The sequence below is a fragment of the Actinosynnema sp. NPDC050801 genome, from assembly GCF_040673975.1.
Lineage (GTDB): Bacteria > Actinomycetota > Actinomycetes > Mycobacteriales > Pseudonocardiaceae > Actinosynnema.
In genome coordinates this window covers 61541-77775 of record NZ_JBFAQZ010000031.1, presented here as the reverse complement: position 1 = coordinate 77775, position 16235 = coordinate 61541, and the positions used below count along the sequence as shown (strand labels likewise).

Annotated in this window: 8 protein-coding genes; 4 read left to right on the top strand and 4 right to left on the bottom strand. The window is 69.4% G+C overall.

Features of this window, described 5'->3' with window-relative positions:
* The first annotated feature begins 202 nt into the window (after window positions 1-202).
* Window positions 203-1210, top strand: coding sequence for an NAD(P)-dependent alcohol dehydrogenase (locus AB0K14_RS37475; RefSeq protein WP_360466698.1), 1008 nt, complete (start codon window positions 203-205; stop codon window positions 1208-1210).
* A gap of 28 nt (window positions 1211-1238) precedes the next feature.
* Here AB0K14_RS37475 and AB0K14_RS37470 read toward each other — a convergent pair whose 3' ends face one another.
* A complete protein-coding gene (locus AB0K14_RS37470; protein WP_360466701.1) occupies window positions 1239-2885 on the bottom strand; it encodes a hypothetical protein in 1647 nt (548 codons plus the stop codon).
* Between the two features lie 48 nt (window positions 2886-2933).
* Window positions 2934-5672, bottom strand: coding sequence for a beta-L-arabinofuranosidase domain-containing protein (locus tag AB0K14_RS37465; protein WP_364340212.1), 2739 nt, complete (start codon window positions 5670-5672; stop codon window positions 2934-2936).
* Window positions 5673-6201: 529 nt separating this feature from the next.
* Here AB0K14_RS37465 and AB0K14_RS37460 point away from each other — a divergent pair.
* From AB0K14_RS37460 to AB0K14_RS37450, 3 genes are read left to right on the top strand one after another with little or no spacing between them, the layout of a single operon-like run.
* On the top strand, window positions 6202-6459 hold the full coding sequence (locus tag AB0K14_RS37460) for a hypothetical protein (protein WP_360460033.1): 258 nt from the start codon (window positions 6202-6204) through the stop codon (window positions 6457-6459).
* Between the two features lie 40 nt (window positions 6460-6499).
* Complete coding sequence (glmS, locus tag AB0K14_RS37455) at window positions 6500-8323, top strand: glutamine--fructose-6-phosphate transaminase (isomerizing) (protein WP_360459942.1); 1824 nt, start codon at window positions 6500-6502, stop codon at window positions 8321-8323.
* A gap of 22 nt (window positions 8324-8345) precedes the next feature.
* Window positions 8346-9179 carry a siderophore-interacting protein gene (locus AB0K14_RS37450; RefSeq protein ID WP_360459944.1) on the top strand — a complete coding sequence of 278 codons (834 nt, stop codon included), beginning with the start codon at window positions 8346-8348 and terminating at the stop codon, window positions 9177-9179.
* Window positions 9180-9372: 193 nt separating this feature from the next.
* Here the strand turns inward: AB0K14_RS37450 and AB0K14_RS37445 are convergent, their stop codons facing one another.
* Window positions 9373-9603 carry a hypothetical protein gene (locus tag AB0K14_RS37445; RefSeq protein ID WP_360459946.1) on the bottom strand — a complete coding sequence of 77 codons (231 nt, stop codon included), beginning with the start codon at window positions 9601-9603 and terminating at the stop codon, window positions 9373-9375.
* Window positions 9600-16232, bottom strand: coding sequence for a colicin E3/pyocin S6 family cytotoxin (locus AB0K14_RS37440; protein ID WP_360459948.1), 6633 nt, complete (start codon window positions 16230-16232; stop codon window positions 9600-9602). The genes AB0K14_RS37445 and AB0K14_RS37440 overlap by 4 nt, the downstream gene beginning before the upstream one ends.
* Between the last annotated feature and the right edge of the window lie 3 nt (window positions 16233-16235).

The window sequence follows — 16235 nt, the reverse complement described above, 5'->3', positions numbered from 1 at the left end:
TCATCCTTCTGTCGCAAGAGCGATGATCAACCAAGGGCTGCTTCCATGATCAACCGGGGTGTGCGTCACCCGTCCGGGACCTTAAACGGCAAGCTTAGGGATCGTCCCTGATGTCCGCACGGCAGTCGCTGCTCTACCGTCGCCGCCAGCGCCGACGCTCCCGGCAGGCCGGCCGCTCAGCCCGCACGTCACGGAGGCCCCGATGAAGGCGATCGTCCAGGACCGCTACGGCTCGTCCGAGCTCTTACGGCTGGAGGAGGTGGACAAGCCGACGCCGGCCGACAACGAGGTGCTGGTGCGGGTGCACGCGGCTTCGGTCAACGCGGCCGACTGGCACATCATGCGCGGCGACCCGCGCGCGGCGCGGCTGGTGATGCCGGCGGCGTTCGGCTGGTCCGGTCCCAAGCGGCGGGTCCGCGGCCGTGACTTCGCCGGTCGTGTCGAGGCGGTCGGCAGGGGCGTGACCCGGTTCGGGGCCGGTGACGAGGTGTTCGGCGACCTCGGCTTCGCCGACGGTGCGTTCGCCGAGTACGCGTGCCCGCCGGAGGACCTGGTGGAGCGCAAGCCGGCGGGCCTGACGTTCGAGCAGGCGGCGGCGATGCCGGTGGCGGGCAACACCGCCCTCGTCGGCGTGCGCGACCTGGCCCGGGCTCGCCCGGGACAGCGAATGCTGGTCAACGGCGCCTCGGGCGGCGTGGGCACGTTCGCCGTGCAGATCGCCAAGTCGTTCGGCGCCGAGGTGACCGCGGTGTGCAGCACTAGGAACGTCGACCTGCTCCGGTCGATCGGCGCGGACCACGTCGTGGATTACACGAAGGAGGACTTCGCCGGGCAGGGGCACCGCTACGACGTCGTCTTCGACCTCGTGGCGAACCGCTCGTTGGCCGACCTCCGCCGCGCTCTGACGCCCGAGGGGACCTTGGTGCTCAGCGGTGGCGGTGTGTCGGACGGCGGCAGCCTCGTCGGGCCGATGGGTCTGAGCGTCAAGGCCGGGCTGCTGTCCCGCTTCGTCCGCCAGCGCCTGGTCCAGCTGACCACGACGACGAGCCGGGAGAACCTGGCGACGCTGGCAGGGCTGGCCGAGTCGGGCGCGCTCGTTCCGGTGATCGACCGGACCTACCCGTTGGCCGAGGCGCCACAGGCGATCCGGTACCTCGAACTGGAGCACGCCCGGGCCAAGGTCGTCATCACGGTCGCCCCGCCGGACTGAACCCGCTCAGGCCCGCGCTCCGCCGGGGTTACCAGGTGAGGACGGAGTCGTCGGGGGGTTCCGGCGGGCCGAACTTCCTCAGCTCGGCGGCGATCACGTTCCGGACCCTCGGATCGAGCAGGTACGAGAAGTGGTCGCACTGCACCGGGATCGCGTCGTCGAGCCTTCCCGCTGCCGATTCAGCTGACACGACCAGGTCGTTCGGGGCTTTGGCGAAGATGGCCTCGGAAAAACCCGAGGCGAGGTACAGGCCGTAGCTGTCGAGCAGTCCGTTCTGGTCCGTGTACCCGCTGACGGTCACCGTGTTGACCGGTTTGCGGTGGAGGAACCCGCTGAGGTAGGCCGAATCGGGCAGCATCGCCTCGAGACCCCTGGGAGTTTCGGTTTTCAGGACGAACCCGGCGAGGCGCGTACCCACATCGATCACGGGGCCACCGACAACACGAAGCGCACCCAGCAGTACCTTCACCCCGAGCTGTCCGACACGGACCGCTTCGACCACCGGCGTGCCGAGGAACGGCGTGCCAAGGGCCACTACCCGAACGTCGACGTCGGTCTCGCTGGTCAGGACGTCAGCGACGTGCCGCGCGACGAGACCACCGCGCGAGTGCGCCACCAGCAGGAGTCGCCGAGTACCGAGGCGCGTTATCTCCCGGACCAACTCGTTGACGTTGTGGTGCACGGGCAACCACGTGTCGTGCTCGAATCGCAGCACCGGGAGGCGCGGATCGGCCACTGCCCGCAGGTCGGCCGCGAGCGGGACCGCGCACGCCATCGTTCCATGTACGGCGATCACCACAGCCCCGGGCTGCGGGTCGGACTGCCGGACGTCAGGGCAGCTGTTCGCCGCATCCCGGTACTCGGGGTGGTGCTCGAATCGAATCCGACGTTTCTTGGCCGTCGGGTCACCGGAATCGCGGTTGACGACCTTGCCCACCCAGTGGACCATTCGACCGACGAGCACCGCCCCACCCCGCACCGCCCTGAGGTGGATGGGATGCCGCCCTGAACCCGTCGTGCTGATCCCGTCCACGACGGCGGTGTTGTAGCCGGCGTACAGCCGCCAAAGCAGGCTCTGCTCGACTGGCTCCCCCTTGACCTCCCGCCGCAGGGCCGCCGATATCCCGTCCACTTCCACCCGTTGTGACGCGAGCTCGACGGAGTACGTGACCTCGACCGACGTCGCGCCTGGAGGGACGACGACGACGAACGAGTCGGAACCGAACGCCACAGCGCCGATCGCCTCACCTCCCGAACGCATCACGATGATGGCCGAAGCGGTGGAGACCCCGGGGTCGACCACTCGGAACTCTGCGTCATTCCCGTACGCGGACCGCGTCGACGAATCGACTTCCCCGGCGAGTGCGGCCCACAACGCTTGATCCGCACTCCACCTACCGAACGAGGCGCGGTCGACCTTCCCGATAGGACTCGTCGTCTCAGGGGTGGCCCCCAGCACCAGGTCCGAGTCGAGTCCTTCCCGGACCACGCGCTCAAGCAAGGACCGGTCGAGTCCGCTGCCGCCCCAGAGCCGGTGGCCGACATCCAGAACGTCGACGAGACGGTTGTCGAGCACATGAGGAACGCCGGACCGCAGATCGGCGCCATGACCGACGATCTGAAGGACCGGAGCACTGCCCGGTCCTTCAGCGCCGATCACTTCGAGCCCGAACATCCTCCCAGCGTAGTTGCGGTGCCGTGACCGTGCAGGGTGGTGCTGCGGTCAGATGAAACGCCAGAGGTGGTCGTTGGTGCCGTTGTCGTCCCAGATGACCACCTGCGCGCCCTGCGAGGTGGAGCCGCCGTTGACGGCGAGCACCCGGCCGCCGTTGGCGCACTGGATGCGGAAGTAGCCGTTCGCGCCGTAACGCAGCCGCCACTTGTGGTCGGAGGTGCCGTTGTCCGCCCACTGCACGACGCGGGCGCCGTTGCCGGTCGCCGCGCCTTCGACACCGAGGACCTTGCCGCTGTTGCCGTTGCGCAGGCGGAAGTAGCCGTCGGGGTCGAGCACGGCGGTCCACAGGTGGTCCGCGGTGCCGCTGTCGCCCCACTGGATCACCGGTCCGCCGTCCGCCGTCGACATGTCCAGCACGCCCAGGACGAGGCCGCTGACCAGGTTCTGGATGCGGTGCGCCCCGGTCGGCACGAACCGCCAGTTGTTGTCCGCGGTGCCGTTGTCCGGATCCTGGACGGCCTGGGCGCCCTGCGCGGTGGAACCGTTGAGGATGCCCAGCACCTTGGCGCTGTTGGCGTTGCGGATCCGGTGGGTGCCGTCGCCGTTGTCGACGATCGTCCAGCGGTGGTCGGCGGTGCCGTTGTCGGCCCATTGCAGCACGCGGGCGTTGTCGGCGGTGGACATGTTCTCCACGCCCAGCACCTTGTTGCTGTTGAGGTTGCGCAGCCGGACCGCGGTGCCGTCGGGGACCAGTTGCCAGTTGTGGTCCGGCGTCCCCGTGTCGCCCCACTGCAGGGCGGATCCGCCGTCCGCGGTGGACATGTCCCTGATGCCGAGCACCATGCCGCTGGCGGCGTTGACCAGCCGGTAACCCGCGTCGGTGCCACCGCCGGTGTTCCAGTAGACGGTGTAGTTGAAGCCGTGGGCGTCGTGGAACGGGCCGAGGTTGACCGTCGCGCCGTTGGCGGTCGCGGTGAACGCCAACGCCGAGGTGTTCGTCCGGGTGACGGAGTTGACGTTGAGCGACGGGAGCCCGGACAGCGTGGTGTTGCCGTAGTTGCCCGCCAGGACGACCGGGCCGTAGGTGATGGCGGCGACGCCCGGGTTGTCGTTCGCGGCCACCATGATCACCCGCATGGGCAGGCGCAGCGTCACCACGTCGCCCGAGGTCCACGACCGGGTGACGCTCGCGTAGCTGCCCGGCGTCGTGGCGACGTTCTGGGCGACCCCGTTGACGCTGATCGTCGCACCGCTCGTCCAGGCGGGGATGCGCAGGCGCATGGTCCACGACCCGCCCGCGTTGCCGGTCACGGTCAGGGTCGTGGTGTCCGACACCGGGTAGGTCGTGGTCTGGGTGACGGTGATGCCGCGTTCCGACCAGTTCAGCACCGACGGGGTGTAGAGGTTCACCGTCAACGTGGTACCGCTGCGGAAGAAGACCGAGCCGGCCAGAGAGGTGTTGACCTCCAGGGCGGTGCCCTGGCAGCACCAGAACGTGCCGTAGTCGGTGCTCCAGTTGCCGCCGCCCCACGCCGGTCCGGTGTTGCCGCGGCGGTGCCCGGGGTTGAGACCGGTGAAGTAGCAGATGTGCCCGTGCGGGTCGGCGGGGTTCTGCTGCCCGATCAGGTGGTTGAGCAGGGCGCGTTCGTAGAAGTCGAAGTAGGAGGCGCGGTTGGGGTCCAGCAGCCACAGCTCGCGGGTCAGCTTGAGCATGTTGTAGGTGTTGCACGCCTCGGCCGTGTCGGTGTTGAGGTAGGCGGCGATGGCGTTGGGCGCGCGGAAGTGCTCGGCCTGGCTGTTGCCACCGATCACGTAGGTGTGCGCCCCCACCGTGATGTTCCAGGCGTTGGACGCGATGTCGCGGTAGCGCGTGGTGCCGGTCGCCTTGTACTCGCGGGCCGCGCCGATCCACTTCGGCACCTGCGTGTTGGCGTGCAGACCGTCGAACCGGTCCTGGTTGGCCGCCAGCGGGTCGAACACGGCGGCGTGGTCGAACCGCTGCGCCGCCACCAGCCAGCGGGAGTCCCCGGTCTGCTGGTAGAGGTCGGCGAGCACGGCGTTCATGCCGCCGAACTCCGTGCCCAGCACCCGCTGCATCTGGCTGTAGGACAACCGCGACGTCCGCCAGTCCACCCAGCCCGCGAACCGCAGCAGCACGTCACGCGCCTGGGTGCTGCCCAAGTACCGCCAGACGTCCAGCAGGCCCGCCAACGTCTTGTGCAGCGAGTAGTACGACACCGACTTGGGCGAACCCGCCTCCATCGCGTCGAAGTCCGACTCCGGGAAACCCGACAGGTAACCGGTGTTGAACCCCGCCGCCGCGTTGTTCGCCTGGCACTTGGCCAACTCCGCGACCACGTAGTTCGCCCGGTCACGGCACGTCGTGTCGCGCAGCACCGCCCACGCCTGCGCCCACGCACTCAGGAAGTGCCCCTGGCTGTGGGTGCGGAACGGGAAGTCCGGCGCCTCCCAGCCGCCCAGCGCCGCCGCACCCTGCGTGGACAGGCGGTGGTTCGCGCGGAAGTTGTACAGCAGCCGGTCGACATCGATGAACTTCAGGTAGGACAGCGTGCGGTTCTGGTTGTCCAGCCAGCGACCCTGGGTGAGGCGGACCTGTTCGAGTTCGAACGGGAACGCCGAGACGCCGATGTCGCCTCGGATCGGCGGCACCACCACGGCCCCGGCGACCGGGGCCACCGAGGGGACCAGGGCCGGCGCGGCGGTCGAGAGGGCGGCGACCCCGGCTGCCTGCAGCAGCCTGCGACGGTTCAAGGGTGAGGATGACATGGATGCTCCCTGGATCGGCTGCCGCCGCTGCCACGAACAGCCGCGGGCACACCTTTGTGCTCGTCAGGATGAACCGATCGTCGACAGACGCCCGTGCCGATCGGTGAGGCAGGCCTGCGCCTGGTTCCGCGTTCCCGGTACGGCGGTGCGGTGCCGGTCAGCGTCGAACCGGCCGACGCGGGCGTGGTCCGGTGCACGGCGCGGCTGGGTATCGCATGGTCGACAACCTCTCCGTTGGGGTCGCACGCGGTTCCCACCGACGGTTGGACAAATGTTATCGTTAACAATCTGCCCTGTGAGGCACGTCATCGTCCAACCTCGGTGTGGCGTATAGGTAGCAGCCGGGTTGACGCGTTGTCAACGGTCCGGTTACGGCTCATGCCTACCGAAATGCACTAAAGCTGTTAACGCTAACAGCGTTCGGCGACCGTCGGCCCCCACGTCGGCGGCAGTCGACCGTGCCCGAATCCGGGCACGACATTTGGTCCGGTGGTTGGCTGTGGCCATGCTGGAGCCCGTGGGCGACGAGGTGCCGGACGAGTTGGTCCGGCACGTGACCAGGACTACCGGGCTGCCTCCCGCGCTCGCGCGGCGAGTGGCGTCCGACGTCATGGGCTACTTCGTCGAGACGGCGGAGGAGTACGTGCTGCGCCGGCACGCCGAGCTGCGGCGCGACGGGGTGGGCAACGCGAGGATCTGGGCGCTGCTGCGGGAGGAGCTGGACGTGCGGCCGGTGGCCGCGCCGCCGCTGTCCGAACGCCAGCTGCGCCGGATCGTCTACGGCTAGGTCTACGGCTGGGTCTACGGCTAGAGGAGAACACCCGATCATGTGCGGAATCGTCGGTTACGTCGGTCCGAGGGACGCCGTCCCCGTGCTGCTGGAGGGCTTGCACCGGCTTGAGTACCGGGGCTACGACTCGGCGGGCATCGCGGTCGCCGACGGCGGCGAGTTGCGGGTCGTCAAGACCGCCGGGCGCGTCGGCGACCTGCGCAAGGTCGTCCCCGAGGGCACCGCGGGCGCGTCGGGCATCGCGCACACCCGGTGGGCCACCCACGGCGAGCCGACCGACCGCAACGCCCACCCGCACGTGGACGCCGCCGCACGCATCGCGATCGTGCACAACGGCGTCTTCGAGAACTCCGACCGGCTGCGCGCCCGCCTCGTCGCCGACGGCATCGCGCTGGCCTCCGACACCGACAGCGAAGTCCTCGCCCACCTCGTCGCCCGCAGCACCGCAGCGACCCTCGAAGACGCCGTGCGCGAAGCGCTGGCGCAGGTGGAAGGCACCTACGGGGTGGTCGTGATGGACGCCGACCGGCCGGGCCAGCTGGTCGCCGCGCGCCGGGGCAGCCCGGTCGTGCTCGGCGTCGGCGAGCAGGAGATGCTGATCGCCTCCGACGTCACCGCGCTGGTCCGCTTCACCCAGCAGGTGATCTACCTGGACGACGACGAGATCGCCACGGTCACCGCCGACGGCTACCGCACGTCCACCATGGACGCCCGTGCCACCAGCACCACCCGCTCACCCACGGCGATCGACGTCGCGAGCGCCGAGTACGAGCTGGGCGAGCACCCGGACTTCATGTACAAGGAGATGCGGGAGCAGCCTGACGCGGTGGACCGGTGCCTGCGCGGACGGCTGGACCACCGGTTCTCCTCGGCGCGGCTGGACGGCGTCGGCCTCACCCCGCAGGACTACCAGCGCATCCGCCGGGTCAAGCTGCTCGGCTGCGGTTCGGCCTACTACGCGGGCCAGTTGGGCGCGCAGCTGATCGAGGAGCTGGCCCGCATCCCGGCCGACGCCGAGCCGGCCTCGGAGTTCCGCTACCGCAACCCCGTGGTCGACCCGGACACGCTGTACGTCGCGATCAGCCAGTCGGGTGAAACGCTGGACACGCTCGCCGCCGTGCAGGAGCTCAAGCGCAAGGGCGGTCACGTCATCGGCGTGGTCAACGCGGTCGGCAGCACCATCGCCCGCGAGTGCGGCCACGGGATCTTCCTGCACGCCGGTCCGGAGGTGTCGGTGGCGGCGACGAAGTCGTTCACCACGATGGCCGTCGCGCTGGCGATGCTGGCGCTCGACCTGGGCCGGGTGCGCGACCTGTCCATCACCGAGGGCCGACGGCTCGTCACCGGGCTGTCGCAGCTGCCGCACCAGATCGCCCAGGTCCTCGCCGCCGAGGACGACATCGCGGCGATCGCCCGCAAGTACGCCGACGCGCGGCACATGTTCTTCGTCGGCCGGGTGCGGGGTTGGCCGGCGGCGCGGGAGGGCGCGCAGAAGCTCAAGGAGATCTCGTACGTGCACGCCGAGGCCTACCAGGCTTCCGAGCTGAAGCACGGGCCGTTGGCGCTGATCAACCCCGAGATGCCGACCGTGGTACTGGTGCCCGACGACGAGCTGCTGGCCAAGAACACAGCCACCATCGAGGAGATCAAGGCGCGTGGCGGCCCGGTCATCGCGGTCACCGACGCCGACCTGCCCGCGGGTCTCGCCACGGACGTCATCCGGGTGCCGAAGGCGCACGACGCGTTGGCCCCGATCACCTTGTCGGTGCCGTTGCAGCTGTTCGCCTACCACCTCGCGCACGCGCTGGGCCGCGACGTCGACCGGCCGCGCAACCTGGCCAAGAGCGTGACCGTGGAGTAGTCGTTAGGTTAGCCTAACCTGCATGCCCCGGTACTCGACGTTGGACCAGCTGCAGCTGAAGGTGCTCACGAAGGCCGCGAGCCTGATCACCGCGCCCGCCAACCAGCGCGACGTGTTCGACCAGTTCGTGATGGTGGTGGGCGCGGTGGCGGACGTCTCGGCGCACGTGCGGCGGGTGACGTTCCGGGCGGACGAGTTCGCCGACTTCCGGGTCACCGGTCCGGACGAGTGCTTCGGCCTGCTCATGCCGCCGCCCGGCAGGCCGTTGACGATGCCCAGCGCGGACCGCGTGAACGTCCGCACCGCGATCCGCGCCCTCCCGGCCGAGGACCAGCCGGACCTGCGGTGGTACACGGTGCGGGCGCACCGGCCGGAGCTCGGCGAGATCGACGTGGACTTCGTGCTGCACGGCGACGCGGGCCCCGGCACCCGCTGGGCCACCCGTGCCGCGCCGGGACAGTCCGCGGGCTTCCGCGCGGGCAACTCGGGCTACCGCGCGCCCTCGGCGGGCACGATCCTGCTGGCCGCGGACGAGACCGCGTTGCCCGCCCTGTGCGCGATCCTGGAGTCGGGCGTCCCCGCGGACACGCGAATCTTCGCCGAGCTGCCGGACGAGAGCTACCGCCCGGACGTCGACGCCCCCGTCACCTGGCTGTACCGGGGTGGGGACACCCCGGGCTCCCACATCCTCCGCGCCCTGACCGAGAACCCCTCCCCCGCGCCGGACTACGCCTGGGTGTGCGGCGAGTCGACCCTGGCCACCGACATCCGCCGCCACCTGGTGAAGGACCGCGGCGTGGACCGCCGGTCGGTCACGTTCAGCGGCTACTGGAAGCTCGGCGCACCCCGCCTGTGACCCGACGTCGCGCCTCCCGGCTCGCTGCTTCGTCGAGACCACCGGATGCCACCGGACGCCGGCGAGAACATCGGGGCAAATCCCCGCCGGACGTCCGGGTCGCGATCGACCTCGATCCGGCCATGCCAACCACGCCGGATCGAGGTCGATCGTCGTGCTGCTTCCTGGAGCACAGCGCCGATCTGCGCCGGCACTACTCCCGAAACTCTATGAAGTAGTCGTAGTCACCCGGCCGCACCTCACCTTTGAGGACATCGGCCAACCGGTCGAGACTCGCGCCGGTCACCGGGAACGAATCCCCACGCAGGTTCGGGTAGTCCCCGACCAGCGACTTGACCGCGGCATGATCGATCGACTCGGGAAGCGATATCTCCGCCACGAAGGCATCGCCCTCCTTCTCGAACGCGAGCAGTACCCAGCTCATCGCTGACACTTCCGTCCCGGAACAGGCCCCTTGACGTTGCCCTTGCTGTCGGTGATCGGTTTACCGGTCTGTGGATCGAAGGCGCCGAGGTGCCGCCCCCTCCTGTTGTACATCTCGACCTCACCGTGCTGGGAGTCCCACTCGTAGATGGCGTTCCTGTCCTCCCAGCGTGCCCGCAATCCACCGCCGCCCTTCACCGAGGTCTTGGACTTCACCCGCTTGGCGTTGGGGAACCCGGGCAGGCTGGGTGGCGGGCCGGTGTAGCCGCCGTCATTGTGGACCAGTACCGGTGTACCGCCCGCGATGACGTAGTACGTGTGGACCGTGTTGACGGAGAGGTTGTACGTGCGCAGCGTCGATGTGAAGTGGCGCGCCTCCCGGACCACGGCACGCCCATTACCAGGCGTGTTGAGCTCGTCGCCGATCTTGAGCTCGGCAGCGTTCGTCCACTCCTGGGTCGTGGCGTTGTACATCAAGTGGTGCGCGGTCGCACGGATCGTCCCGGTGCCATCCGGGTTGGAGACCGTCAGATCGACGTAGTCCTTGTCGGCGTCGGTGACGATGACCGCCATGACCTCGTGCTGCTCGGTGTCGCTGCTCTCGGGCTCGCTGTTGGCGACCTTGTCGCCGACCTCGATCTGGTCGAGGCGCTTGGTCGTACCATCGGCCATCAGGACCGGGGTGTCGCCGGTGAAGCTGTTGGCGCACATCGGAGAGGACCCGGAACTGGAGCCGGACCTGGAGTTGGTCCCGCCGGGCATCTTCTTCAGCGCCCGGTAGGAGGCGACCGAACCGAGGATGCCTTCACCGAGGCTGCCGTATACCCCGTAGTTGTGGGCGATCACGTCGTGCCAGACGCCGTCGCGCTCGCAGCCCTTGAGCCGGGAGCACGCCACTTCCAGCTGGCTGAGCATGGTGGCTTCATCGAGTTCGCCGTAGAGCGCGCGGCTGCCGTAGTAGTCGCCGTTCAGCTGTTTGATGATCTGCCGGCGCAGCGGCTCGGCCCACTTGGCGCTGTGCTTGTTCAGCGAGTAGTTGCCGATGTAATACTCTTCGGTTTCGTAGTTGTACGCGGTGCTGAAGCCGCCACCGTGGTCAACGGTGCCCCAGTTGTCCGGGTTCTCCATGTTGTCCGGGTCGGCACCGACGTTGTCGTAGTTGGGCGCGCTGCAGCCGTCACCGTCGGGACCGCAGTTGGCGATGAGGCCGGTGGGGTCGCTGAACGTCGTGGGGTTGTTGTCGGCGTAGACGTAGCCGGTCCACTGCTGGGCGTTGTCCACGTCGAGGATCGGGTCGACGCTGATGAAGCGGCCGGTGGCGGGGTCGTACTTGCGGGCGCCGATGTCGGTCAGGCCAGTGGCCTCGCTGACCGGTTTGTTCAGGAACCCGTGGCGGTCGGGCCACGGGACGCCTTCGACCGCGTCGAGCTGGTTGCCGTACGGGTCCATGGTGCGGCGGCTGACGGCGAAGCCGACGGACTCGACCGCGACGGACATGGTGCTGTGCAGGTCGGAGACCAGGTACGTGGGGTTGGTGTTGCCGACGCGGACCGCGATGTTGACGCCGTTGTGGAGGTAGTAGCGGGTGCCCACGACGGTGCCGGTGGTGTTGTCGCGGGTGAGTTCCTGACCGGGCAGGAACAGCGTCGTCTTGCCGGGGTCGCGGCGGATGAGCTGGTTGCCGTCGGCGTCGTAGACGTACTTGGTGATGCCGGTCGGCGAGGTGACGGTGTCGAGCCGGTTCTCCTCGTCCCAGTCCAGCTTGTGCTCGCCGGAGGGCAGGACGCGGCGAATGGTGTTGCCGGTCTCGTTGTACTCGTAGGTGTTGAGCGACTGGCCGGTCGGGCCCTTGGTGGTGGCGCTGGTCAGGCTGTGCGGCCGAACGGCACCGGCGGGGTAGGCGTACTCGGTGGTGGTGTCGCCGGTGGCGCCGGGCAGGGCGTGCCGGGTCTGGGTCTCGCGCAGGCCGCCGGGCTTGAAGGACCACGACGTCCAGTACGGGACGCGGCCGCCGATGTTGGCGTGGCCGGGGGTGGTGGACGGGCTGGCGGCGCAGTTGTCGGTGGCGGTCCAGGCGTTGTCCAGCCGGCGCAGGCTGTCGTAGGAGAAGCACTGGGTGCGGACCGGCGCCTGGCCTTCCAGGCCCTGGGTGTTGACGGTCTTGGTGACGTTGCCCGCCGCGTCGTAGGTGTAGCGGGTGTCGTCGACCTGGGCGTCCGCGGCCTGCGCGCTGAAGTTGGTCTGGGTGAGGCGCCGGGTGTGCTGGTCGTAGTCGTAGGTCAGCTGGGCCCAGTTGTTGCTCGGGCCGAGGGTGAACTGCCGAGCCTCGCCGAACGGCGTGTACGCGGACTCGGTGGCGTAGGCGTTGTAGCCCATGGTCGTCACCGGCTTGCCGTACCGGTTGTACGTCGTGGAGACGATCTCGCCGTTGGGGAAGCCGCCGGCCGCGGTGGCGTGCTGCACGTAGGTCTGCAGGCCGGTGGTCGTGTAGCCGTAGCTGGTGGTGTAGGTGGCGTTGAGCCCGGTCTCGGCGACGGGGATCCGGGTCACGGTCTTGCTGACGAGTCCCTGGCCGTTGTAGACGCTGGGGCCGGAGTCGTAGGCGCCGTGGGTGGTGTAGCGGGTGGAGTACCAGGGCAGGCCGACGCCGTTCTGCGCGCCGTCGTAGCGCCACTCGGCGAGCTTCCGGCCGGTGGTGGAGCCCAGGTGTTCGGCGGTCTTGCGGCCGAGTTCGTCGTAGGTGAAGGCCAACGTCCGGTTGCGGGCGTCGGTGGTGGTGAGGATCTGCCCGGCCAGGTCGTAGGTGGTGCCGGTGGCGCCGGCGTCGGGGTCGGTCTGGCCGGTCTTGCGGCCCAGCAGGTCGTAGCTGAACGTCCACTGGTTGCCGACCGGGTCGGTGAGCTTCTTCAGCTCGCCCAGCGCCGTGTACTCGCGACTGGAGGTCTGGAAGGTGCCGCCGGTGACGGTGTCGCCGGTGATGGTCGGCGGCGCGGTGTAGTCGTGGGTCAGGGTCTGGCGGCCGCGGACGTCGGTGACGACGGTCCTGGTGACGCCGCCGTGCGGCGGGAACACCGTCGTCCGGTCACCGCCGTGGACGGTCCTGGTCTTCCACTTCAGGGTGTCCCCGCTGTAGGAGGTGGCCAGGGTCGGGCGGCCGGCGCCGTCGAAGTCGGTGACCGTGCGGTCGTTGACCTGGGCGTTGCTCAACCCGACCAGGGTCGTCGCCGGTGCCCCGGTCGTGGCCCACCGGTTGTAGGTGTGCCGGACCCGGCCGTGCGAGTCGTAGAACGCGTCCTTGCCGACCGTTCCCCCGCCGATCGCGTCGGTCTGCGTCTGGCGGGACTGGCCGAACGCGTCGAACAGGTCGACCTGGGTCAGGTAGTTGGTGCCCGTGCCGTAGTCGACGAGCGTCTTGGTGGTGATCGCCAGCGGGCCGTCGTTGCGGAGCAGGTAGGAGTAGGTGGTGGTCGCGCCCTGCGAGGCGGCCTTGCTCTGGCCCGGCTTCCAGACCGCGGTGAGCCGGCCCAGCGCGTCGTACTCGGCGTCGGTCCGCCGGCCGCCGAGGTCGGTCGTGGCGGTGGTCATGCCCCGTGCCGGGTCGAGCTCGACGGTGCTGGTCTGGCTCTTGGCGTTGGTGGTGACGGTCTTGGTCAGCACGCCGCCGTCGACCGGGGTGTACGCGGTCGAGGTGGTGCGCTGCAACGCGTTGGTCTTGCCGGTGGTCCGCCCGGACACGTCGTAGGTGGCGGTGCCGGTGGTGGCGTAGGTCAGCACGTCGTTGGTGTTGACGGTGGCGGCGTCGACGCGCGTGTCGTCGCCGAGGGTCACCTGTCCGAGAACGGTGTGCTTGTCGTAGTACGTGCGGGTGGAGTTGAGGATCGACGTCTGCGCCACGTCGTCGGCCGGGCACGCCTGTTGCGACGAGGTGGTCTCCGCGACCCGGTTGCGGACCCAGGTGGTGGTGCTGTCGGCGTAGGTGGTCCTGGTGCACAAGTCCGGGACGCCGTCACCGGACTCGGTCCGGTTGGTCGGCCTGCCGATGCCGTCGTACCGGGTGGTCGTGGTGGCGGTGCGGGTGGCGCCCGCCGCCAAGTGGGTGATCTCCCGGTTGCGCGTCACCCCCACGATGTCCGCGGTCAACGAGGGAAGCCCGGTGCGGGCTCGGGTCGCCGTGGTGCCGATGACCGACGGTTCGGTGAGGCTCGTGGACAGGCGTGCGCCGCCGTCGCCGTTGAACGACTCCACCTCGAACGCGGTGTCGGCGAACTTCGCGTGGTCGGTCATGGACTCGCCCAGCGAGTTGGTCACCGACGCCGGCCGACGCCCGCTGGCCGGCAGGGTGTCGCCGTCCATGCCCCGGAAGTAGCTGGTCCGCACCAGGGTCTGCTTGTCGGCGACCCCGTCGAAGGTGTGCCCGGTGTTGCCGGTGCGGGTCTCCACCTGCCCGTAGCCGCGGAACTGCCCGTAGCTGCGGTGCTCGGCCCGGACGAGCTCGGAGTCGTCGTAGTGCCACGCCGGCGTGCCCAGGTACTTGTACGCGGTCACCTGCGTCGGCGACACCGCGTTGCGGTCCTGCACCTCGACCTTGTCCACCACGTACTTGTGGAAGTAGTCCAGCGTCGGGTCCTCGTTGCGCGGCAACGTCCAGTACACCGGGTAGCACCGACGGGTGTTGTGCGCCACGTCGGTGGGCACGCTGGTGGCCGAGCAGTCCTTGCCGCTGTAGGTCACCGAGATCACCGAACCGGTCTCGGTGTTGACCTGGGTCAGGCGCTTGTGCGCCATCGCCGGCATGTCCCGGTAGCCGAACACGCGGTTGTCGTAGTCCTGGTAGGCGAACGTCACCGCGGGCAACGCCGTCGCGGTGGTGCCCTTGTGCCCGGTGCGGGTGATCGACGCCAGCAGCAGGTCCTTCACCGAGTCGTCGGTGTGCGGGAACTGCTGCGCCAGGCGGTACTCGTCGACCTTCACCGCGCCGGAGCCCTGGTTGTACTGGGTGGTGATGGTGGACAGCCGCTTGGTCGACCAGTACGAGGGCGAGTGGTTGTTGCACACCGCGCCCTGCTTGCACTCCTGGTCCTGCGGCACGTCCGGCCACTGCTTGGCGTTGACCGAGTCGAACTTCGCCGTCGAGCAGTCGAACGTCGAGCTGGGCTGGCAGCGCTCGACCACGTCGAACACGACCTGGTTCGGCGCCACCGCACCGTAGATCGACCCGCCCACCGTGCGCAGGCCGTAGTCGATCCGCTTGAGCGTCCCGCCGCGGGTGTAGGCCACACCGGTGGTCAGCTTGTTGGCGCCGTAGTAGTTCGTCTCCGGCGCGTAGTAGTAGGACGTCACGTTGCCGTGCGTGTCCTCGACGAAGTCCAGGTTCCACCGCCACGCCTGCATGCACCACGACGACCCGAACCCGCTCGGGTTGTAGCACTTGTCACCCGATCGCGGCCCGTACACCGGCACCGTCCACGCCGAGTTCGTCTGCTCCTGGTTCGTGTAACCCGGGCCCCGGTTGCGGCCGAAGTAGAAGCTCACGCCCGCGGTGTTCGTGACCTTCCAGTACTCACCGTCCACGACACCGTTCGACGCGCCCTGCACCAACTCGATCCGCGAACCACCGTCCTGCGCCGCACGCCAGGTGTTCGTGGCCTGCTCGAACACCAACTCGGTCGCCTGACCACCCAGGTCCATCGTGACGACCTGCCCGGCCCAGCACAGGTCACCGGTCTGCTGCGCCTGCGGCAACGTCTTGTCCGCGGCGCACGTGCGGTAGCTGCGCTCGATCGAACCCGGCGCGTAGTCCCAACCCTGCCCGACCCACGAGCCCTGGTTGTTCGTCGCCATCGTCCGACCGTCCACACTGGATGACCCGTAGGACAGTGCCACCGACGGCGCGACCGTGCTGCCGTAGGACGCCGGCGGCAGCGTGATCGGGTACGACCACGAGAACGAACCGGCGTTGCCCGCCACCGCCCACATCCCCGACGGCGACAACGACGACGCCTGGAACGTCCCGTTAGGACCCTCGCCCGCCGCGGTCACGGCGAGCACCACCGGCGCGGCGGCGAAATCGGTCCGCACGGTCCTGTTCGCGGTGTCGTTCGTCGACGCCATCGGCGTGAGGACCTGGCACTCCGGCACCTCGGGCGTGGTCAGCGCGCAGTCCGGGAGGCGATCGAGCTTCAACCTGGGCCCGAAACCACCACCGGCGGCGTTGCGGAACGCCGAGTAGTCCACCCCCACCGACAGCCGACCGTCGGTCTCCTCGGCGGGCGTCACGGCGACGACCACACCGGTCACACCGGCCTTGCGCGCCACGTCCTGGTCGGCCACCTCGACGTCGACCCGCTGCTCACCGCCGCCCTCCGCGGCGACCGTCACCGGCAGGTCACCCGCACGCTGCGCGGCCGCACCCGCCGACACCGACGCCCGACCCGCACCCGGCCACGACGCGTCACCGACCTCCGACGCGACGGGTTCCGCCACCGGCGGCGGTGGTGCCGGCAGGGCCAGTTCCACGCGCGGGGTCAGCTTCTCCGGCTGCGCGATCGGCGGCGTGCCGATCCGGACCGCGTCGGAGGTGAGACCCACCGCCAACGACGCTGCCACCAACGCGGCGAGGGACAGGGACAACGT